General features: G+C 42.8%; 18 protein-coding genes, 2 tRNA genes and 2 other annotated features. Of the genes, 8 read left to right on the top strand and 12 right to left on the bottom strand.

Translation table 11 applies throughout. The annotated features are described in order from the left end of the window. Positions 1 to 14: 14 nt before the first annotated feature. Entirely contained in the window at positions 15 to 1,061 is a 1,047-nt protein-coding gene (locus NV379_RS19975; protein ID WP_258209094.1) for a FecCD family ABC transporter permease, read from the bottom strand. A gap of 3 nt (positions 1,062 to 1,064) precedes the next feature. Further along, on the bottom strand, positions 1,065 to 2,084 hold the full coding sequence (locus tag NV379_RS19970; protein ID WP_258209093.1) for a FecCD family ABC transporter permease: 1,020 nt from the start codon (positions 2,082 to 2,084) through the stop codon (positions 1,065 to 1,067). A gap of 152 nt (positions 2,085 to 2,236) precedes the next feature. Between NV379_RS19970 and NV379_RS19965 the strand changes: the two genes are divergently transcribed. After that, positions 2,237 to 3,217, top strand: coding sequence for an ABC transporter substrate-binding protein (locus NV379_RS19965; RefSeq protein WP_258209092.1), 981 nt, complete (start codon positions 2,237 to 2,239; stop codon positions 3,215 to 3,217). 98 nt (positions 3,218 to 3,315) lie between these two features. Here NV379_RS19965 and NV379_RS19960 read toward each other — a convergent pair whose 3' ends face one another. The 3 genes from NV379_RS19960 to NV379_RS19950 all read right to left on the bottom strand — a co-directional run bounded on the left by NV379_RS19960 (position 3,316) and on the right by NV379_RS19950 (position 5,818). Next, positions 3,316 to 3,903, bottom strand: a complete 588-nt coding sequence (locus NV379_RS19960) for a TVP38/TMEM64 family protein (RefSeq protein ID WP_258209091.1) — start codon at positions 3,901 to 3,903, stop codon at positions 3,316 to 3,318. An 82-nt stretch (positions 3,904 to 3,985) separates the two neighbouring features. After that, on the bottom strand, positions 3,986 to 4,795 hold the full coding sequence (locus NV379_RS19955) for a lipid II flippase Amj family protein (RefSeq protein ID WP_258209090.1): 810 nt from the start codon (positions 4,793 to 4,795) through the stop codon (positions 3,986 to 3,988). A 102-nt stretch (positions 4,796 to 4,897) separates the two neighbouring features. Then, complete coding sequence (locus NV379_RS19950; RefSeq protein ID WP_258209089.1) at positions 4,898 to 5,818, bottom strand: aldo/keto reductase; 921 nt, start codon at positions 5,816 to 5,818, stop codon at positions 4,898 to 4,900. A 166-nt stretch (positions 5,819 to 5,984) separates the two neighbouring features. On the opposite strand from NV379_RS19950, the gene NV379_RS19945 reads away from it, so the two are divergent. The 4 genes from NV379_RS19945 (at position 5,985) to lysS (ending at position 8,791) form a co-directional block, all read left to right on the top strand. Next, positions 5,985 to 6,061 (top strand) — tRNA-Pro (locus NV379_RS19945). Positions 6,062 to 6,088: 27 nt separating this feature from the next. Further along, positions 6,089 to 6,162: transfer RNA gene (locus NV379_RS19940), tRNA-Gly, on the top strand. 71 nt (positions 6,163 to 6,233) lie between these two features. After that, the gene (gene pcp, locus NV379_RS19935) at positions 6,234 to 6,881 is read left to right on the top strand and encodes a pyroglutamyl-peptidase I (RefSeq protein WP_258209088.1); all 648 of its coding nucleotides are present in this window, start codon (positions 6,234 to 6,236) and stop codon (positions 6,879 to 6,881) included. 94 nt (positions 6,882 to 6,975) lie between these two features. Continuing rightward, positions 6,976 to 7,243: a binding site (T-box leader), on the top strand. An 87-nt stretch (positions 7,244 to 7,330) separates the two neighbouring features. Then, positions 7,331 to 8,791, top strand: a complete 1,461-nt coding sequence (gene lysS / locus NV379_RS19930) for a lysine--tRNA ligase (protein WP_258209087.1) — start codon at positions 7,331 to 7,333, stop codon at positions 8,789 to 8,791. Between the two features lie 360 nt (positions 8,792 to 9,151). Here the strand turns inward: lysS and NV379_RS19925 are convergent, their stop codons facing one another. From NV379_RS19925 to NV379_RS19905, 5 genes are all read right to left on the bottom strand, one after another. After that, the gene (locus NV379_RS19925) at positions 9,152 to 10,138 is read right to left on the bottom strand and encodes a sensor histidine kinase (RefSeq protein ID WP_258209086.1); all 987 of its coding nucleotides are present in this window, start codon (positions 10,136 to 10,138) and stop codon (positions 9,152 to 9,154) included. Then, positions 10,135 to 10,806, bottom strand: coding sequence for a response regulator transcription factor (locus NV379_RS19920; protein WP_258209085.1), 672 nt, complete (start codon positions 10,804 to 10,806; stop codon positions 10,135 to 10,137). The genes NV379_RS19925 and NV379_RS19920 overlap by 4 nt, the downstream gene beginning before the upstream one ends. A gap of 4 nt (positions 10,807 to 10,810) precedes the next feature. Further along, positions 10,811 to 11,797, bottom strand: coding sequence for an alpha/beta fold hydrolase (locus NV379_RS19915; protein WP_373426136.1), 987 nt, complete (start codon positions 11,795 to 11,797; stop codon positions 10,811 to 10,813). 174 nt (positions 11,798 to 11,971) lie between these two features. Further along, positions 11,972 to 12,412: a hypothetical protein gene (locus NV379_RS19910; protein ID WP_258209084.1), complete on the bottom strand. Its 441-nt coding sequence runs from the start codon at positions 12,410 to 12,412 to the stop codon at positions 11,972 to 11,974. A gap of 609 nt (positions 12,413 to 13,021) precedes the next feature. Then, the gene (locus NV379_RS19905; RefSeq protein WP_258209083.1) at positions 13,022 to 14,134 is read right to left on the bottom strand and encodes a PdaC/SigV domain-containing protein; all 1,113 of its coding nucleotides are present in this window, start codon (positions 14,132 to 14,134) and stop codon (positions 13,022 to 13,024) included. Positions 14,135 to 14,301: 167 nt separating this feature from the next. Beyond that, positions 14,302 to 14,578 (top strand) — a binding site (T-box leader). A 258-nt stretch (positions 14,579 to 14,836) separates the two neighbouring features. Here NV379_RS19905 and pheS point away from each other — a divergent pair. From pheS to zapA, 3 genes are all read left to right on the top strand, one after another. Further along, the gene (pheS, locus tag NV379_RS19900) at positions 14,837 to 15,871 is read left to right on the top strand and encodes a phenylalanine--tRNA ligase subunit alpha (protein WP_258209082.1); all 1,035 of its coding nucleotides are present in this window, start codon (positions 14,837 to 14,839) and stop codon (positions 15,869 to 15,871) included. Positions 15,872 to 15,892: 21 nt separating this feature from the next. Then, the gene (gene pheT / locus NV379_RS19895; RefSeq protein WP_258209081.1) at positions 15,893 to 18,340 is read left to right on the top strand and encodes a phenylalanine--tRNA ligase subunit beta; all 2,448 of its coding nucleotides are present in this window, start codon (positions 15,893 to 15,895) and stop codon (positions 18,338 to 18,340) included. Between the two features lie 109 nt (positions 18,341 to 18,449). Next, positions 18,450 to 20,717, top strand: coding sequence for a cell division protein ZapA (gene zapA / locus NV379_RS19890; protein WP_258209080.1), 2,268 nt, complete (start codon positions 18,450 to 18,452; stop codon positions 20,715 to 20,717). Between the two features lie 79 nt (positions 20,718 to 20,796). Here zapA and NV379_RS19885 read toward each other — a convergent pair whose 3' ends face one another. Both NV379_RS19885 and NV379_RS19880 read right to left on the bottom strand, forming a co-directional pair. Next, complete coding sequence (locus tag NV379_RS19885; protein ID WP_258209079.1) at positions 20,797 to 21,168, bottom strand: cupredoxin domain-containing protein; 372 nt, start codon at positions 21,166 to 21,168, stop codon at positions 20,797 to 20,799. A 172-nt stretch (positions 21,169 to 21,340) separates the two neighbouring features. Continuing rightward, a complete protein-coding gene (locus NV379_RS19880) occupies positions 21,341 to 21,721 on the bottom strand; it encodes a phage holin family protein (protein ID WP_258209078.1) in 381 nt (126 codons plus the stop codon). Positions 21,722 to 21,839 lie beyond the last annotated feature (118 nt).

Here is a 21,839-nt window from a genome sequence, read left to right as displayed (position 1 = left end):
AAACCGCTCCTTTCTTAGCGTTGACGATTGTGATACAGCATGTAAATGAAGAACGGTGCGCCAATTCCAGCTGTAAAGACGCCGGCAGGTATATCTAGCGGTACGAATAAGGTGCGAGCTGCAAGATCAGCAAGTAAGAGAATGATCGCACCGACCAAGGCGGCGACAGGAATTAATCCACCGAAGGAAGGGCCGACTAACTTACGTGCTAGATGGGGAGCCATGAGTCCAATGAAGGCGATAGCGCCACCGATGGCGACTGCAACCCCAGCTAATGCAACAGCAAGAATGAGTAGGAATAAGCGATCCAATTGAACACGACTGCCGATCCCTTTGGCAATTTCATCACCTAGCTGTTGGATATTGAGCTTGCTCGATAAGATCCAGACGAGTGGCAGTAAGACGATTACCCATGGTAAGAGCACGAACACATCATTTTTCCAAGAGGCACCATAAATACTTCCAGTCATAAACGCTAAAGCTTTCGTTGCTAAATAAGGGGGGCCTGAAATTAACATCATATATGTTAAGGAACTAAGCGCAGCAGAGAAACCAATTCCGATCAAGACAAGTCGAAGCGGGGTGACGCCTCGTTTCCAAGCAAGCAGGTAAATGAGCAGGGTTACGATGAATGCGCCAAGTACGGCTGCAATGGGTAAATAGTGAATCGATACAGAGCCGCCGAAGAAGAACAAGAATGTAACCGCTCCGGTAGAAGCGCCGCCTGTAATCCCGATTAAGTCAGGTGAAGCAAGTGGATTACGGATCATGCCTTGCAGGATCGCACCTGCAACCGCAAGAGATCCGCCGACCATTATGGCTGTGTACACCCTAGGTAAACGGAACGTGTTAATAATAACGCGATGTGTCTCGTCACCTTGCCCGAACAGGGCTTGAATTACACTCCATGGATGAATGGGTAGTGAGCCTGCACCAATTGCAAACACACACACGACGATTAGTAGCAGTAGAAGAATGCTGATTACACGCAAAGTCTTGCGCTCGATTAGGATAGATAAACCCAGCTTATTGTTTCGCAGAAGAAGATGTTGTTTGTTCATGATTTATCTCTGACCTCCTTTGCGAGCGATGAAGACGAAGAATGGAACCCCGATAATGGCTGTTAACACGCCGACTGGTACTTCCTTAGGCATTGCAACAAATCGAGAACCTAGATCAGCAAGTACGAGCAGTAATGCACCAAGAACGAAACAATACGGAATGATCCAACGATAATCAGCACCGACGAGATAACGCGCTGCATGTGGGATCATGATTCCGATGAAGGCAATCGGACCTGCAATCGCAACGGAGCTTCCCGCAAGAAGAACAATGAGTAGAGCACAAGCAAGCTTGATGTAGCCTGTCTTCTGACCGAGACCACGTGCCATATCTTCCCCCATTGCCAGTACATTCAAGTGACGGGATAAGATTAGTGCTGTTATCCAGCCGATGATGAAGTAAGGAAGTACTTTGACGAGCATATCTAGATCTTTACCTGAGACAGAACCTACAAGCCAAGGCAATACCTGATCGAATGCCTTCCCGCTTGTCAGCAAGATGCCTTGGGTAAAGGACATGAATAGAGCTGTAATCGCTGATCCAGCTAAAGTAATCTTAATCGGTGTTAAGCCGTCCGAGCCGATCGAACCTAGTCCATATACGACGAATACGGTGATACAAGCGCCAATTAATGCAAGCCATATGAATTGATTCATACTTTCAGCTCCGAAGTAAGCAGAAGCAACGACGATGAAGAATGCTGCACCAGCATTAATTCCGAATATACTCGGTGAAGCAAGTGGATTACGTGTAATTGCCTGCATCACCGCACCTGCTGCTGCAAGTGAACCGCCAACAATAGCAGCAATGAGAACCCTTGGTACTCGAGTGGTACGAATAATGAGATGAGCGTTAGATCCATCAAAGTTCGTGAATGACTCTATTAGCGTTCTTAGAGGGACATGTGTGACACCGAATAGAATACCGGCACAGATGGAAATGAGCAGGAACATGAATAGCCCCAATAGTCCGAGTAGCTTATATACGGTATAGCGTCTGAGTGAATAATTATTGGTGTTCATAGGGACCTCACTACATTAGAAGTTATCATCATGATTTATTAACTGAAAATCGTTCTCATTATAGCATTGACAAATGTTTAAGTCATCTGTATATTCAAAGGCATGCTATTGAAAATCATTATCAATTGGGTAAAAATGGAGGTATTTGTACGATGAAAGCAAGATTAGAAGCAAAGACGATCTCTCGTCAAATCATACTTATGTTAATCGTAACAGCTCTATTTGTCGTTGCAGGATGCGGCGGTAAAACAGATAGCGCAGCAACACCAGCACCTCAAGGTGATGCAACATCACGTGTGGTGAAACATGCTATGGGTGAAACGGAAATTAAAGGTACACCTCAACGTGTCGTTGTTCTAACGAACGAAGGAACAGAAGCATTACTAGAACTTGGCATTAAACCTGTTGGTGCAGTAAAGTCTTGGACAGGTACACCTTGGTACGAGCACATTGCAGATAAGATGGATGGCGTAACAGAGCTTGGCGGCGAAGGTCAGCCGAACATTGAAATTATCGCAAGTCTTAAGCCAGATCTAATTATCGGGAACAAAATGCGTCACGAGAAAGTGTACGAGCAATTGAAAGCAATCGCTCCAACGGTATATTCCGAAACACTTCGTGGCGAGTGGAAGAATAACTTCTCCTTATACGCAGAAGCGGTGAACAAGAAGGAAGAAGGCGCGAAAGTGATCGCTGCATTCGATAAGCGTATCGTCGATTTCCGTACGAAAGCTGGCGACAAGGTGAAGGATACAGTATCCGTTGTTCGCTTCATGGGTGGTAAAACACGTATTTACCACGAAGAAACGTTCACAGGTATTATTTTTAAAGAGCTAGGACTTGCACGTACTCCGAAGAAATCTACAGAAACATTCGCTGAAGAAGTAACCAAAGAGCGTATTCCAGACATGGATGCACACCGTTTGTTCTACTTCACGTATGAGATTGGTGACAACAAAGCGAGCAAGCAAGAAGAGTTATTCTTGAATGATCCGCTATGGAAGAACCTAAGTGCAGTGAAAGAAGGCCGTGCTTACAAAGTTAATGATGCAACGTGGAACACTGCTGGTGGCGTAATGGCAGCTAACATCATGCTGGATGACTTGTACAAAATCTACGAGATTCAAAAGTAGTTTTTTGATAAAAGTAAATGATTAAACCTTCGGGCTATGCAAGATCACATTCGTGTGACAGCACTGCTCGAAGGTTTTTTTGCATACAAAAAATGCTCTTACCTTGTTGCAAGGAGAGCATTTAATTTCTTACTTGTAAGCCACATTGCCGCGATGATCAAGACGATCACGGTTATTTTCATTGGATTTTGGAACAAGTTCATTATATCTGCACCGACGTAAGAGAGCATGAACACCATGACTGCCTTACCGAATGACATTGCAATAAAGAAAGACCGTACAGGCATCCGAGCGATACCAGCTGCAAAATTAATAGTCGCAGAGGGACCAATTGGGAAGCAGCATAGAATGAACACGTAATTGAATGCATTTTGCTGAATCCAGTGAATGCTTTTTTGTACTTTTGGCTTTTGAGCGATTTTTTTGGCGAGACGATGTCCGGCTATTTTTCGGAAAAGGAGAAAACCGACGAATGCGCCGCTGATCGCGCCAATCCACGAAAAGATAAAACCCTGCCACAATCCGAATGCCGCTGCATTAAATGCAATGATAGCAAAGAAGGGGAGCGGAGGGATGAATGCTTTAAGAAAACCAGCGAGAAGTGCTGGGAAAGGACCTAAGGAACGATAGCTCTCTAGGAGTGTTTGAAAATTTTCTTCTGTAAAAAAGCTTTGCGCCATCTCCATGTGGGCTAGGAGCCTCCTCTATAACCTACTTCTACATGTATATAGAATACTAGAATACCATGAATGACCGTATGGCGAAGCATTAATTAGTGGCAAAAAAGGTAAGAATGAACCATTTGATCGTATATGCAGCAGGGATAAGCAGCAGTTGAGCAAGCAAAGTTCCTACTAATCTAGAGATAAGAATAAGTCCGAACATTTTGTTCAAAGTCTCAATGTTAGTCTTGCCTGCAAGCGCACGATCGGTAGCAACCGCAAGCTGTGGATCAACGAACATCGCGAAGATAATCGTCGCTACGCCATTAATGAGTCCGGATGACATATTAGCTCTTGTTAGATGCTCGGGAATAAGGACACCTGAATACATGGCGGCAAGCACACCGACTGTATAGATTGCTGTAACAAGGCAGTTGAGGAGTAATAGTCGCTTCGGTAGTCCGCCGACACGCAGACGTGCGAGCATCTGAAGTTTAGGTATACGCACAAGCTTCTTAATCCGTTTAATGTTGCCGAACGTGACAGTCAGACGAATCATCTCAAAGACAGAGCCTGTCAGTTCAAGCTTGGCAATTAATCGGGCAGAGATGAATACGAGTGTTGGAAATAGCAATATGGCGAGTAGTGTACCGGCTGAGGCAGAGAATAGGATTGTGCGCAGCGGTGAGATAATGTCGTCAATTCTACCTGCTCTGGCATCATCAAAGATTCCAGCTGTAAATACACCTTGGAACAGGTTCGAAGTACGAGATAAGATGACAACAACCCCGGCAAGGGATAGGGAAACAGCAATTTTGCTGATCCGAATCCCTGCTAGGCGGATTGCATAAGATGAGGTATCAATGGCATGTACAAGCATTGTAAACAGGGCAATTATGAGTATTTCCTGGCTCAATGTAATTCTCCTTTTTACGTCACATGAGAAGTGAACTTGCACTAAGGAGTAGATGACGTACAGCAGTGATAGTTATCGTTGTTTGGTTAAGAGGGAGATCAGTTATTCCTTCCAAGCTTGCGGATGGTTGCTTGCTACATACTTGGCAGCAGCAGCGTTCGCTTCGACTTGTGCAGGATTCTTGCAGCCTGGGATAACAGACGTTACAGCAGGATGCTTGAGGCACCAAGCAAGCGCCCATGTCGCCATATCCATGCCAGCAGGCACTTCTTGCTCTTGAACTTGCTGCGCCATTACTAATTGATTGTTCACAAGCTCCGCATCTTTACGATTACGTACATCCGAGCTATCGAACACGGTACCAGGTTTATATTTTCCGCTTAGGAAGCCACTAGCGAGCGGCACACGAGCGAGCACGCCAAGATCTTGTTCCTGACAAGAAGGGAATACTTGCTCTTCAGGTACCCGATCTAGGCGGTTATATACCACTTGAATCGATTCAGATCCGACTTTAGTAGAGGAAGCCGTCTGATACAGATTCGCATTACTGCCAATTGACGTTCCTAGATGACGAATTTTGCCTGCTTGCTTCTGCTTATCTAGCACTGTCCACAGCTCATCATTATTGAACATTTCGTCTGTCCCAGAATGGAACTGATACAAGTCGATATAATCCGTGCGAAGGGCGAGTAGAGAGTCATCCAGCTGCTTCAACACTTGCTCTGCTGTCCATTCTTGCGTACGTTCGAACATATTTGTAAAATGGTGCCCGAACTTCGTTGCCACAACCCAATCTTCACGCTTGCGGCGTGATAAATAATCACCGATTAGCTTCTCAGACAAGTGATCGCCATAGCATTCTGCTGTATCGATGAAGTTGATACCAAGCTCACCAGCACGATCAAGAATGGCATCGACTTCGTCTTGGGAGAAGGATTGTCCCCATTCACCGCCGAATTGCCATGTGCCAACACCAATTACAGATATTTTAAGACCAGTTTTACCGAGTCTACGATAGATCATCTTTACCACTCCTTCTTCTATATTCTATGTTCATTAAACGCTAATTAGGTAAGCCTGTCAAAATCAAATTGTAAACATTTGGACGGATATTTAGTGTTGCGAAGTAACTGAAATCATGTTAAGATATTCCTTGTGTTCATCGTAATTACATAACAGATTTTTTTAACGGGACGTAGCTCAGCTTGGTAGAGCACCTGGTTTGGGTCCAGGGGGTCGCATGTTCAAATCGTGTCGTCCCGACCATTTTCTATTCTGTTACTAACTTCATATGCGGGTGTAGTTCAATGGTAGAACTTTAGCCTTCCAAGCTAATAGCGTGGGTTCGATTCCCATCACCCGCTCCAAATTTACAACTAATAAGCCTCAGTCATGAGGCTTTTTTTAATGCTTATTTTGAATCCATGGGGGTATGAGCATGCCAAACATTCTATTGACGGGGTTTGATCCATTCGGTGGGGAGAAAATTAATCCTGCACTGGAAGGGGTCAAGCGACTAGATGGACTTCATATCGATGGTTATACGGTTGTGTCTCGGATGATTCCGACTGTGTTTGGGGAGTCATTAAAGCGATTGAATGACTGTCTGGTGGAAGTGAAACCAGCACTCATCATCTGTGTTGGACAAGGAGGGGGCAGAGTGGATATTACCGTGGAGCGGGTTGCGATTAACATAGATGATGCGCGTATTCCTGACAATGCAGGTAATCAGCCAATTGACGAACCGATTGTACCAGAGGGTCCGACTGCTTATTGGTCTACGCTACCGATTAAAGCGATCGTTAAGAAGTTGCGTGATAACAACGTTCCAGCATCCGTTTCCCATACAGCAGGGACGTTCGTGTGTAATCATTTGTTTTACGGTCTGATGCATTCCCTTGAAATGGGAGGCAATCATACGCGAGGCGGATTCATACATATTCCCTTTTTACCTGAACAAGCAGTAGCACATCCCGGACAGTCTAGTATGAGTATGGATACGATTGTGCAGGGTCTGACCTTGGCGATTCAAGCGAGTCTAGAGAGTAAAGTGGATATTCGCGAGGGTGGGGGTACGACGCACTGAGTTTTATTTAGTTTAAGGTAGCTATGGATTATGGGAAAAATTTGACTTCATAATAAAATTTTGCTAAAATATTTTTAATTTTCAACAAAAATAATATGCGGCGACGATGAGAAAAGTAATTTTGATTAATTATTTGCAGAGAGCTCCTGTTTGGTGTGAAGGAGTATAAATAATCTTAATGAAAAAAGGCTCAGAGCTTCGCACGGATCTAAGATGTTATGCTTAGTGATGCTGCGACGGGTTCTCCCGTTATTGAGATAGGGTATAATCAATTACATATTGCCGTACCCGAAGAGATTGATATGGTAACGTATCAATAAAACTGAGGTGGTACCACGAAGCTAACAACTCTCGTCCTCAAGATGAATAATCTTGGGGGTGAGAGTTTTTTTGTTGTTTAGAGTTGTATATGTGTATATAAATCCCGAAAAAAATTGGATTGAATAAGCATGAGTAATGAACAAATGAACCTTCGGTTAGAGAAATTAGAGGATTTAAGATCTCAGGGAATCCTGTTGTATCCTGATAAATTTACGATAAACGCTGAGCTTGATGAGGCAGCCCTGCTTAAAGATAGAACATCCGGTGTACGAGTTGCTGGGAGAATAATGGGTATTCGCAAGTTCAGTAAATTTATGTTTATTACCGTAGCGAACATTGAAGGGAGTTTACAACTTCTTTTGAGCAAGGAAGAGGTTAGTGAGGTATCTTATAATCAATTTGATAAATTCATCGACATTGGAGATTTTATCGGTGTTGAAGGTCATATGTATACGACCAAGACGAATGAGAAAACACTTCGAATTAATAGCTGTGAATTTCTTGGGAAAGCTCTGCGTACTTTGCCGGAAAAATGGCACGGATTAACGTCCATTGAAACAAGGTATAGACAACGTTACTTGGATTTAATCATGACAAAGGAAACCCAAGCCCGGTTACTAGCTAGAACGAAAATGGTAAGTGCCATTCGGAGATTTTTTGAGGATCATAATTTCCTGGAAGTTGAAACACCAGTCTTACAGCATACTTCCTCGGGTGCAATTGCTAAACCTTTTCGAACCTATCATAACTCCTTAGACACAGAATTAAACTTACGGATTGCCCCTGAAACTTATTTGAAAAGATTAATTGTAGGGGGGTTTACCAAAGTATTTGAATTTGCAAAGTGCTTTCGAAATGAAGGGATCAGTCCTCAGCATCTTCAAGAATTCACGATGGTTGAAGGATATGCCGCATATTGGAACTATCTGGATACGATGAAATTAATGCGAGATATGGTCTTGTATATACTGGATCGAACCTTCCATACAACTACCATAACAATGAATGATCATATCATTGATTTTTCATTAGATTGGGACATTGTCTCCTTTAGAGATCTAATCTTCAGAGATACTGGTATTGATATAGACCTTTATCCTGATGTGAAAGATTTATACCAAGAGACCCAGCGGCATAACATCCAGTTCGAACAATCGGAAGTTGAATCTTTAGGCAGAGGTAATTTCATTGATCTTCTATACAAGAAAATGTGCCGACCTCAGCTGATCAAACCGACTTTTTTAGTTCAACATCCGATCGAATTATCCCCATTGGCTAGAGGTAATGATCAGAATCCTGCTCTTACAGATCGGTTCCAATTGGTGGTGAATGGAGCGGAAATAATTAATGCCTATTCTGAGCTGGTTGACCCATTAGAGCAAAGAAGAAGGCTAGAGGATCAAGCTCTTCTTAAAAGCAATGGAGACTTAGAAGCTATGGAGATGGATGAAGATTATTTAGTGGCGATGGAATATGGGATGCCCCCTATTTCGGGTTGGGGATTTGGCGTTGAACGCTTGTTAATGGTGCTGACAGATAGTGATACGATTAAAGATTGTGTATTGTTTCCGTTGACTAAAAAACTTTAGAGTTTAATCTTGAGCACATTCGAAGAGATGGATGGGGATTTAGAGGTTTTCATTAACCTCTATCCACGAACAAGAATAAGTAAGAAGAGGCGTAATAAATAAGAGGATCGACCTACTTTTGTTAATTTAGAAAGCGGCAGCTCATCCCGGACAGCCTAGTATGAGTATGGATACGATTGTGTAGGGTCTGACCTTGGCGATACAAGCGAGTCTAGAGAGTAAAGTGGATATTCGTGAGGGCGGGGGTACGACGCACTGAGTTTACCCTGATCAGATAACTATCAAATGAGAAGGCAAGGCTCTCTGAATTTGAGAGCTTTGCCTTTTATTAACTGAATCTTTGTGTAGATGTGTACTTTTTTACTGTTGTAATCGGAACAGAGTTCCATGTTCATTGGATTTCAGTGTATATTCGATCTGAAACAGACGGGCGATGTCCTCAATGATCTTTAACCCTAGCCCTTTAGGATGGTTGTTCTTATCGAAACCAATTCCATTGTCGCGAATCGATACTACACCATGCTCGATCACTACATCCAGCATCGTTGCCTTTGAATGGCGTAACGTATTCTGTAAAATATTATCAAAGAGCCTTTGTGTCCATAGCACATTGCAGTTCCAAATCAATGTTTTATCAACAGGATGGAAGTGCAGTTCGATTTCATTCATGTTGTACAAATAGCCCCACTTTCGAACCACCGTCTCAAGTACGTCAAGGACATTCATATTTTCACTCAGGATATAGGAACTATCTAATGTTTCCGTGGATTGGATATGAATCTCCTTGGTTAGCTCCGCAATATATTGAATCTGTTGACTTAGCGATTCGATATTCGTACATTGACATTCGTGCTGCGCTTCCATATCAAACAACTGCAAACGAACAGCCGTCAGTGGCGTACTAATATCATGTCGTAGCTTTTGAAGAAGCTCTTTTTGCATGTCCTGTTGTTGCTTCAGTTCAAGCTCTCGATAGGTTGTACGATCAATCAATAGATTAACGGATCGAATGAGAGCTCCCATTTCATCGTCGCTGTGTATATTGATTTTGTTCGGGATTTTTTCATGACTGGCCAGATTTCGAATTGTTCGATTCAAAAGATTGATTTGATTCAATAACGCACTAATTGATCGCGAGAATAGAACGGATAGTAATAATAAGGATAAGCCAAATACAACTAACATAGCTGGGTATGCAAAGGAAGCATGAAATGGGATATCATTATTTTGCGATTTAAAGTATAGATTGTAAATGACACTCGTCAATACGCCAATAGATAGCAGTAATAAAGGTACGCTCACAACAGCGGATAATAAGAGTAGTTGGTATTTTTTCTTTAATTTCATTTTTTCTTGTAGGTATTAAGTCGATACCCTTCTCCGTATAGATTCTGAATGACTTCTCCTTCGGTATCCTGAATTTTTGCTCGAATGTTTTTGATATGCACAATTACGATATTTGGACTTCTGTCTTCTAATTGCCATAGATGTTCGAGGAAATGATCTTTGGTCAAGATCCGATCCCGATTATCGTAAAGGTAGAAAAATATTTTCCTTTCAATAGCTGTAAATTCAACCTCATGCTGCAAGTCCATTAGGAAAACTCTGCGCCTTTCGGCATCGATGTAGACATGGTTAATTTGAGTGAATGTACCATAATGATAATCTAGCATCTTCTTCATTCGAAGTAGCAGTTCTCTTGGATCAAAGGGCTTGACCATATAATCCTCTCCGATTGTTAGTCCCTGCAATTTGCTATCCATGTCGCTTCGAGCAGATAAGAAAATAATTGGAATCTGTAATCCGAGTTGTTTGATTCGTTTCGAGAGTTGATAGCCATCTTCACCCGGCAGCATCACATCCATGATAATCAAATCCATTTCTCGGATCTCTTGAAGCACGGTAGTTCCATCGGTCTTCCAACAAACATTGTATCCTTCTCGTTTTAAAATTCTCTGCATGATATCTCCAATGGCAGTGTCATCTTCTACTAATAAAACATTATAACTTCTCATTGTTTCAGCCTTTCTGATTCGTTTTCTTGATAAATTCGCTCGCTAGCTGGTAGATCTCGTCGGGAGTATAGAGATAAATGCTGTGTGTCCCACGAAGTGTTCTGACATCAGATAAGCGAAGCTTCGCTGCGAATGCTTTATAGTCTTTTTGTCTTTGAATCGTGTATATGGAGTCCTTATATTGATCTGCAACTGCATCTAAGAACAGGATGGGTGTGTCCTGCGGATAGGGAAGCAGTGTTGATTTTATACTGTTATTGTAGCTCTGCAGCAGCTCTTGCTCCATATCTCGATTGAAAATTTGTTTGTATGATATTGCCTTGTACAAGTTCTTCTCAGATTCCGTCAGAAATGATTGCCGAATGACTTCAGGGTTGTAAACCATTTCAGGTGCAAATCGATGAAATCCTAGTTCAGTTAATAATCGTTCTCCCCGAACTATAATCGAATCTATAAATCCTAATGGATGGGAGACATACTGCTCAGGCAGACCAATATCTAGGGCGATGATACCCTTGATTTCTTGTGGGTATTTCTGTGCCCAATAAATTGCCTCGATACCAGATATCGAATGGGGTATTAGGATATAAGGTGGCGTATTTCCACTCTGTGTAAGTGCAGCTCTTGTCTGTTCTAATATTATAGCGATGTCTCGATTATCGCTTGACACATCGCTATATCCATAACCAGCACGCTCAACAACTGCAATCTTGTTTTGTTGTGAGAATTTGCGGTAGAGTCCTTTCAGTTCGTACATCGGAGATGCTATGCCGGATCCCGACATGAACACATAGGTGTCCGCGCCACTTCCTTCCTCATATACATGAATTTTGTTTCCATTAATAGAGGTGATCGTTCCGTTAGCTTTTAAGAGCTCAGCCTCTTTATTAAGTTGAACTTTGTTATTAATCATAACTGTAAGGGTTGTTACTAACACAAGGACAAGCATTGTAATTCCGATTCTTTTAAGTATTTGAAGTGATGTATTCATCGTTATTCTCTCCTTTAGCTTCTTAACTTCTTATTTGAGAGGATACGATAGAAAAATAAATTTCTAGTTAATAATATGTAATTTTTAATAGTGAATTCAAAAATACCCATAGACTAGACACTTTTTAAAGTGTCTAGTCTATGGGTATTATTTAAATTAAGTCATAATTAAGAATTACCACCAAGCTAAAAAATGACCTTCTTTGACTTCAACCTGATTCTCATTAGCCCAAGTGCGAAGCGCTTTAATAGCATCATCCTCACTATGCTTGAATTGAAAATAATATTTTGTGGGAATAAATTGTTTACCGATGGGTTGTATACCGATTCTTGTGTTAAAGACTGTATGTATCTTAATTCTCTTGATGGAGCTAGGTTCTAGCTGTGTGCCTCTAACAACTAGTTTATCAGGTGTGATTCGGATTTCTTTTTGCTGTCTAATCATACGGATGATTAATAGAATTAAATAGATCAGTATAAACACTCTGAATCCAATGTTGAGGTAATACATGAATCCAATATTATCAATCGTGTACCAAAAGTATGAGAACAAACCTAATTGAAACGTCGTTAGAATAACCATAGGTATCTCTGATGGGTTTTTAACCTGATACACATTTTCCATATAATTTTCCCTTACATCCATCTCATAAAAGATCCTTCTTTGATCTCAATATGATTATCGTCTGCCCAAGCCCGAAGGTTTTGGAGGGCAACCTCGTCCTTATCCACGAAACGGAAACAATATTTAATAGGAACAAGTCTTTTACCAACTAGTTGGATACCGATAGAAGTTTTAAATTCAGGATCTATTTTGATTCTTTGGATAGATTGTGGTTCGATTTGGATGCCTTTTATGATTAGGGAATGAGGTAGGATTTCGATTGACGCTGGCCTCATGAACATACGAAATATCGTTATGAATAGAACAGATAGACATACAATTCCTATCACAATGACAAGATAGTACATTAAACCTTTTTCATTTACCCTTGTGAATCGGACTATATCCCGATAGGAAGTGAATGAAAAAAACATCGTTGCAGTCATAGTCTTGAACGCTAACGGATTCTTAATCCGATATATATGGCTCATAAAAATTCTCCTTGATAGTAGTGACATCTGTTTATAACAAATTCAATAAAATGTAATTCAACTCCTTCTTGTATATGCCCTGAAAATAGCAAAAAAGCCTCATCGCTGAGGCTTTCCGCAATAATCTTATTTACATAATGCTAATCGAACCGCCGCTCACCTTCACGTCTGCTTTTAATACATCAGAGAAGAATGCAAGTGGAACGAACATTTTACCTTCAACAATTGTTGGAGCAGTTCCTAGTGGGAACGGAGCCATTTTACCAATGATGTAAGCATCCACATCTTTCGTTAGCGATGTCCAGATCGCGTCTTTGTGTAGATCAGTGCTTTCTTTATCTGGATTCCAGTTAAGTGCGAAACCAAGCTTGGAAGCAACAGCGCGTAGAGGAACCATCGTAACACCTTTATCATTCACGAAAATGGCAGCTTCTTCTTTAGATACTGCCTTACCACTGACAATTAGCTGGTTTGCACCGCTGGTTTCTTTTGCAATCGGAATGCGGAATTCAGGTGTTCCTGATGAGTAAGGCGCAATTTCGTACACGTTAAATGTAATAACAGCATCGCCTTTGTTCACGAAGAATAGCTGTGTGTCGCTAATACCCTTAAATCCCATATCTCCTGCAAAATAGTTATCAGGTGCTTTTGCAATCTCTGCTTTAATATGAGCATCTACGGTTTGCTTGTAGTTTGCACCAAGTAAGTCTTGGAGCTCAACTAGCTTCGCTTCATCAGCATTTAACACATTATATGTATCCACACGCGGATTACCGTGAGCACCACCTGTGTATTCACTTGTTACTAAGCGAAGGGATAGGATGTTGTTGTCGGCTGCATTGCCATCTGCTTTAACTTCATAGATGGAGTCAAACGTATAGGGCTGCACCTTGATGCCTTCTTTTTTGAACTCGGCAAAATCTGCTGTAGCTTGTTTCTTGATGTCTTCTAAGCCTCTCATCGCTGTACGTTCAATGATGTCGTTAAGCTGATCTTGATATTTTTTATCTTTCATTCCGCTAACAACCGGAATTTGTAGGTTAACTTCGAGAGTTTCTGTTTTTTCTTTAACGGATTTCGTTGTTACTTTAACAGATTGTTGTTGTTCTTTCGCAGAGATTGGAGTCACCGCTTTCTGATCTGTTGATGGAGGTGTGCTGCTAGCCCAAGTTGTCGGAGAAGCGGCAGCAAGTAGACAGCAACCTGCAAGACTTAGTGATAATAATTTGAATGGCATTTTCATAAATTTCCCTCCAATGTTGGTTGATGCTTTTATTATGTACCTAATATGGGAAGGATAGATTACAAATTGGTTAATATTACTGATTGCATTCACCACTTGCGTCCGGGATTCCTTTTGCATATAATAGTTGTCATTAGATATGTTGCAATAACTATGAATTCCATATACAAAATGCGTTGACGGAGAAAAGTATACAGTACATCCTAACAGGGAGGTTACGCCGCAGATTGAGAGCGTACCCAGGGAAACAGGCTGTTGAAGTTCGCTCCTGAGCAGTCCTTTGAACGAGAACGACTTATTTTTATTATGAAAATGAGGTCACTCCACTAGAGGGAACCGGATGACAATCCGTTATGATCATGAATGAAGAGAGATGCTTATTTTTGCTATGTGCCAAAAAAAGTATCTAATCAGGGTGGTACCGCGAGCTTGCTCGTCCCTTTTGTGGGATGGGTAAGCTCTTTTTGCTGTTTGAGCTTGTTCCAAACGTGGGCGCTGCTGAGAAAAGAAACACTTCCGGTCGCTGTTGAATCCGTGTCCTCTTGATTAGGTTAGTTGGTTAGGACACGTCTTCAAAGGCGAACTCAAACTTTCCGAAGGAAAAGTACTTCGAAAGCATAAGTGCATCTTTTCTCCTCCGCTATCGTTTTGAACAAACTCACAAATAAAAAAGATCGGTTTATTTTTTAAGGAGGGAAATGTATGAAAGAACGTTTAGAAGCGTTAAAGGCTGATGCGCTTGCGCTATTGTCAGAAGTAATGAGCCCGCAAGAATTGAATGACCTTCGAGTGAAATATTTGGGTAAGAAAGGTCCACTCACGGAGGTTCTTCGTGGAATGGGTGCACTTAGTGCAGAAGAGCGTCCGATTATTGGTCAAGTAGCTAATGAGGTGCGCGAAGCAATTGCGGCTTTGATCGCGAAGAAGTCAGAGCACTTCGAGCAGTTGGAGACAGAAGGCCGCTTGTCGGCTGAGACACTGGATGTAACATTACCAGGCAGACCGTCCACACAAGGTGCAGTTCACCCGCTTAATAAAGTGATTCAAGATATCGAAGATATCTTTATCGGTATGGGTTACACGGTTGCAGAAGGTCCAGAGGTTGAACGTGACTACTACAACTTCGAGGCGCTAAACTTGCCGAAGGATCACCCTGCGCGTGATATGCAGGATTCTTTCTATATTACAGAGGAAGTATTGCTTCGTACGCAAACATCCCCCGTACAAGTTCGTACGATGGAGAAGCTGCAAGGTGAAGTTCCAGTTAAGATCATCTGCCCAGGCCGCGTATACCGTCGTGATGATGACGATGCAACACATTCCCATCAGTTCACGCAAATCGAAGGTCTAGTTATTGATCGCAACATTCGTATGAGTGACCTGAAAGGTACACTTCTTCAATTCGTACGTGAGATGTTCGGACCAGAGACAGAAATTCGCCTTCGTCCAAGCTTCTTCCCATTCACAGAGCCAAGTGCGGAAGTAGACGTAACTTGTAGCATGTGTAAAGGCGATGGCTGTCGTGTATGTAAGCAAACAGGTTGGTTAGAAATCTTGGGTTCCGGTATGGTTCACCCACGTGTACTTGAGATGGCGGGTTATGACCCGAAAGAATACAGAGGATTCGCATTTGGTATGGGTGTTGAGCGTATTGCGATGTTGAAATACGGCATCGAAGACATCCGTCATTTTTATACAAATGATTTACGTTTCTTGAAGCAGTTCGTACATCTGTAGGATCGAAGGAGGAATCGAGACATGAAAGTATCATATAAATGGTTGTCTGAATATGTAGACGTGAGCGGCTACACAGCGGAAGAGCTTGCAGAGAAGCTGACGCGTTCAGGTATTGAAGTAGATGTTGTGGAAGATCGTAATCAAGGTGTAACTGGCGTAGTTGTTGGTTATGTAAAAACAAGAGAGAAGCACCCTGACGCTGACAAGCTTAGCGTATGTACACTAGATGTGGGTCAAGGTGAAGACTTGCAAATCGTGTGCGGAGCGAAGAACGTAGATGCAGGACAGAAAGTACCTGTAGCGGTTGTTGGTGCAGTTCTTCCTGGCGATTTCAAAATTAAGCGTGCGAAGCTTCGTGGTGTAGAATCCCAAGGCATGATCTGCTCCGCAAAAGAGCTTGGCTTAAATGAAAAAATGCTTCCGAAAGAGCAGCAAGATGGTATTCTCGTTCTTCCTGAAGATACGGAAATCGGAGCATCCATCCTTGAAGTGCTTGCAATCGATGATAAAGTGCTTGAACTAGACCTTACACCGAACCGTTCGGATGCGCTAAGCATGCTGGGTGCAGCCTATGAGATCGCAGCAATTATCGGACGTGAAGTGAAGCTTCCAAGTTCTGAAGGTGCAGCATGCACGAGCCAAGTAAAGACAGCAGATAAAGTAGCGGTAACAATCGCTTCCGTTGATCTGTGTTCTCACTATACAGCACGCCTTGTTGAAGGTGTACATGTGACATCGTCTCCATTATGGTTACAAAATCGCTTGATGGCTGCAGGCATTCGTCCGATCAACACAATCGTAGACATTACGAACTATGTAATGCTTGAATACGGTCAACCGCTTCATGCCTTTGATGCAGATAAAATTGCAGGTGATCGTATCGATGTTCGTCTGGCTGAGCCGGGTGAGAAGCTAATGACACTGGATGATGTAGAACGTGATTTAGAGCCACATATGCTGCTTATTGCTGATATTGAGAAGCCAATTGCACTTGCTGGTGTGATGGGGGGCGCGAACAGCGAAGTGTCCAGCAGCACAAGTCGTATCTTGCTTGAATCTGCGAAGTTCTCCGGCAGCTCGGTTCGTCGTACGTCCCGTCAGTTGGGACTGCGTTCGGAAGCAAGCATGCGTTTTGAAAAAGAAGTGAATCCAGAAGCAGTTATTCCAGCTCTGAATCGTGCAGCAGCGTTAATCACTCAGCTTGCTGGCGGCACAATTGCTGAAGGCATCGCAGAAGCGCGTACAGCAGACCATATGCCAGTATCTATCGAGATTTCCTTAAACAGAGTGAACGACTACTTGGGAACTGAGCTTGCGCTTGCTCAAGTAACAGACATTATGGGACGCCTTAACTTCTCCTATGAAGAAGTAAGCAGCGAATCGATCCTCGTTCATGTTCCAAGTCGTCGCGGCGACATCACACGTGATGTAGACTTGATCGAAGAAGTAGCTCGTCTATATGGCTATGACAATATCCCAACGACGCTTATGTCGGGCGTTACGACACCGGGTTCACTGACTCATGAACAGCAAATTCGCCGCACGATGCGCAACATTTTGTCACAAAGCGGACTTGATGAAGTGATCACTTATTCCCTCGGTCATCCGAATCAGAATGAGCAGCTTCCGGGCTTGTATGCGACAGCGAAGCATATCCCTCTTGCAATGCCAATGAGTGAAGATCGCTCCGCACTTCGTACGTCTTTGCTTCCGAACATGATTGAGACGGTGATTTACAACCGTAACCGTAACAACGATGATTTGGCACTATTTGAGCTAGGCAAAGTGTTCGTAACAGAAGAAACTGAGCTTACTGTGCTTCCACAAGAGAAGCTCATGCTTGCAGTCGTCATGACTGGTAAGCGTCATTCCGATCACTGGTTGCAAAAGCCGGCTAAAGTGGACTTCTATGATCTTAAAGGTGTGTTCGAGCGTGTGATTTCTTATCTGGGTATCACGAACATTACACTTGAAGCTGCACAACCAGAAGGTTTCCACCCAGGTCGTACGGCTGCAATTACAGTAGTAGGTCAAGACGGTGCGAAACGTGTAATTGGTCGTATGGGTCAATTGCATCCATCTCTACAGAACCAGAAGGACTTGGAAGATACGTACGTGCTTGAAGTGGAAGTAGAGCCGCTTATCGAGCTTGCTAACTCCACGATTGAGTACTCTATGCTTCCGCGTTACCCAGCTATGGGTCGTGACATGGCACTTGTCGTAAGTAGTGAGGTTCCAGTTGGTCTTATGGAGCAAAAAGTGCGCGAAACAGCAGGCGAACTGCTTGAATCCATTCGCGTGTTCGATATTTACACAGGTGAGCGTCTAGGAAATGGCAAGAAGAGCGTTGCATTAGCGCTTGTATACCGTCATCCAGAGCGTACTCTGCAAGATGAAGAAGTAACTTCTGTTCACGGCAACGTGGTTGAAGTGCTGCAACAAACATTTGAAGCAGAGCTTCGCAAATAATAAATTACAGGTAATTATTTGAAAAGAGCTTTGGTAGCAGGAAAAGGGGCTTGACGTATCGAAGGTTGATACGCAAGCCTTTTTTGTTATGTAAAGGGAGGACGAACCTGTGAGTGAAGATCGTACACGAATTAACGTTGACATATATGGAAGTCAGTACAAGATTACAGCTGATGGTAATACAAGCCCAAGCTATGTAAAACGCATTGCAGCAGAAGTGAATGACCAAATGAGTCAGATTGCAAAGACGAATAATCGTCTAGATGGACAGCGCATTGCAGTACTTACTGCATTTCATGTCGTAGACCAGAATTTGCGGTTGGCATCCGAGATTGATCCGCTGCAGCGCGCTAAGAATGCAAGTCAACAGCAAAGTGAACAATTGCAGGCACAATTAAGTGCGCTGCAAGTCGAATATAACGAGATTAAATCCAATCAAGATACGCAGCTTGCTACTCAGAAGGAACAATATGAAAGTGAACTGCAGACCCTTCAAATCGAACGTGATACAACGATTGACAAGTTGACTGGAGAACATGCTGCTGCCTTAAAAATATTAACGGAAGAGCGTGACGCTTCCCTTCAGATGATCGATGAAGTTCGTGAAGAAGCGATCCAAGAAGAACGTCAGCGGCTAGAAACGGAATACGAGCGTAAATTATCTGAACTTGATTCACGCATGCAGTCCGAACGTAAGCATCAAGAAGTGAACTTGCATAGCTTACAGGAACAGTGTGAAAAGCTTGAGTCAGAACTTAAACAAGCCCAAGAGGAGCAGGAGCTTCTATTTATACAAGCCCAAGAAGAACAAGACCGTCTACTTACACAAGCGCAAGAAGAGCAAGACCGCCTGCTTACAGAGGCACAAGAAAAGCAAGACCGTCTGTCAGCAGAAGGTCAAGCGAAGCTAGAAGCCTCCTTGCAGAAGCTAAGAGAGAAGCATGCCCTAGACCTTCAAGCAGAGCAAGATAAGCAGGAGGTTCTATCTAAGCAGAATGAGGATTTAACGCTTGAACTGTTGGAAGCGCAAGATACACTTGCCACGGATCTGAACAAGCTGCAAGAGAAGTACAAGCTTGAATTGCAGCAAGTGAAAACTGAACATGGAACGATGACGAAGTTGTTAGAAGAAGAACACCTTGCGTTCATTCTTCAGTTGCGTGAAGAGCATGCGGTAGCTGTGAAAGATCAGTCCACTAGTCATGACAAAATGGTCGAGGAGCTGCAATCGACTTCAGAGTTAGCGCTTGTTGAGCAAAGATCGCAATATGAAGCTGCTTTAGATGAAGAGAAAGCAACACGTATTGAGGTATTAGAGGAGCAGCAATCCAATCATGAAGCGGCGCTTCTGGATCAAGAAGTACGCTATGCTTCTGAGCTTGCGGATAAGCAATCTCAGCACGCACAAACACTTGAAGCTATTCAATTGAAGCATAGATCGGAGCAAGAGCAGCTTCGTAACTTGCAAGAACAATTGGATCAGCAGACGCAAGCAGAAGCGAACATACACAATCGGTATGAGAAGGAAATGGAGCGACTGAAACTGGAACACGACGTTGCGATCCGCCACCAACGTGATCAACAAGAAGGTACAGTACGTAAAATCCGTGAACAGAACCGATTGGAGCTCATGCAAGCAGGTGAGCAGTATCAAGCAGAGCTTATTCAAGCACGCGAAGAAGCTGAAGTAGCGCAAGCTGAGTTATTAGCTGACATTAAGAACCTTCAAGAGATTCGTCAGAGAAATGCGGAAGAACATACACGAGCACTTGCTGCTCAACAAGCGGATTATGATGATCGTGATGGTACGCTCTTGAAGCAGCATGAAGCTGAGCTTGCAGATCTCACTGCAAAAGCAGATCGCTTTGAATTAGAATTGGTCGAGCTCCAAGAAGAGAACCATGCACTTAAACGTGAGAAAGAAGCATCACTTTCTGAACAGGATAACTTATCTGCAGCTTCATATACCGCACAAAGGCTACTTGATCAAGCCTTAACTCAGTTAGAGGCAGAGCGTGAGTCCGCACGTCAGATTGCGGGGGAACGTGATGCCGCGTGTAAGCAGCTGGAATCACTTGTTGAAGTTTCGGGACATGCAGCGGCAGAATTCAGCGCTATTGATAAACGATTGAATGATCAACAGCTTGCATTCGATAAAGTATTGCGTCAATCGATTCAGAAGGATGAGGAAATCGAAAAACTTCGTGATAGCTTGCGTACATCCTTTAAGCAAGTAAGTGCAAGTAAAGAGGATGACACGGAGCTTGTGCAAGTAAAGCACGATTATAACAAGCTAATGGGTGAGTACACGAAGTTGCAAACGGAGTATAACGAGTGGATTGAACTTGTCATGTCCCAAGAGGGGAAAGAGAAGTAGCTCTGAATATAATAAAGACCGCTATCGTCCCAATATTAGGTGGGGGTTAGCGGTCTTTTATTTGTATGATAGAATCGAATTATTCCACAATTAATTTCGCAGTCATCTTGGAGTGGCCTGTACCACAAGAGATATTACAAATGATCGAGTAAGTGCCTGGCTTCGATGCTACAACAGTCTTCGTATTGTTGGACTTATTGAAGCTTCCGTCGATGCCTTCAATACGCACACCGTGAACGCCTTCTTTGCTTTCGAAGTTGATTGTGAACGGCTCACCTTGCTTAACGCGGTATTCCGGTTGATCGAACTGGAAGTTTGTCGCAATAATTTTCAATTCTTGCTTAGCAGGATCTTTCGTTTCAGCAAATGTATTAGCAGTTTCTGCGCCACATGCTGTTAATGTAATAAGCATGGCAGCACTAGCTACGAGTAAAGCAAACCATTTTTTCATATAGATAAAATCCTCCTTGAGTTTATTCAGGTAACTAAGAAGTATTCTATCATGATCATAACCTTTGGGATGTGTCGATCAAGTGAAACTATAAGTTAAAAAATAAAATAACCGCTATACCGATTGAAAAAAATCAGGTATAACGGTTATGGACAATAACGGATATAATCCCTTATTTATGCGGCTCTTTATCTTTACCTGACCAGTCGCTGCCCATCTCAAATGGGGTTTTCATCGGAATGAACAGATCAATCAAGCCGATGACTAGAGCGGAGAGTATAGCACCAAGTACAGTTGCTGTTACACCCGGTACGATGAATTGGGCAACCCAGATAATAACTGCACTTGTAAGGAAACCGACGACACCACGACCAAACGGTGTGATTCGCCTTCCGAACATGCTCTCGACGATAAAGGCAATTACTGCAATCGCAAGGGCTAGCAGGAGTGCACTCGTAAAACCGCCGACGGAGAAGCCTTTAACAAACCAAGATACTAACATAAGCACGAAAGCAGATACGATAAATCGGACTACTGTTCCAAGAAAACTCATATGTGTAACCTCCTTAGTGAAAGTTCGAGATGTGTAGTAGTACATAATGTATCCAGCTTTAAAGAAAGTACGAAGGAAATTATGACCATTAAGCTAAGTATGTAATTACATGGTGTGT

The sequence above is a fragment of the Paenibacillus radicibacter genome (genome assembly GCF_024721995.1).
Taxonomy (GTDB): domain Bacteria; phylum Bacillota; class Bacilli; order Paenibacillales; family NBRC-103111; genus Paenibacillus_AM; species Paenibacillus_AM radicibacter.
The sequence above is the reverse complement of the archived record's forward strand: the minus strand, read 5'-3'. Positions and strand labels throughout refer to the sequence as shown.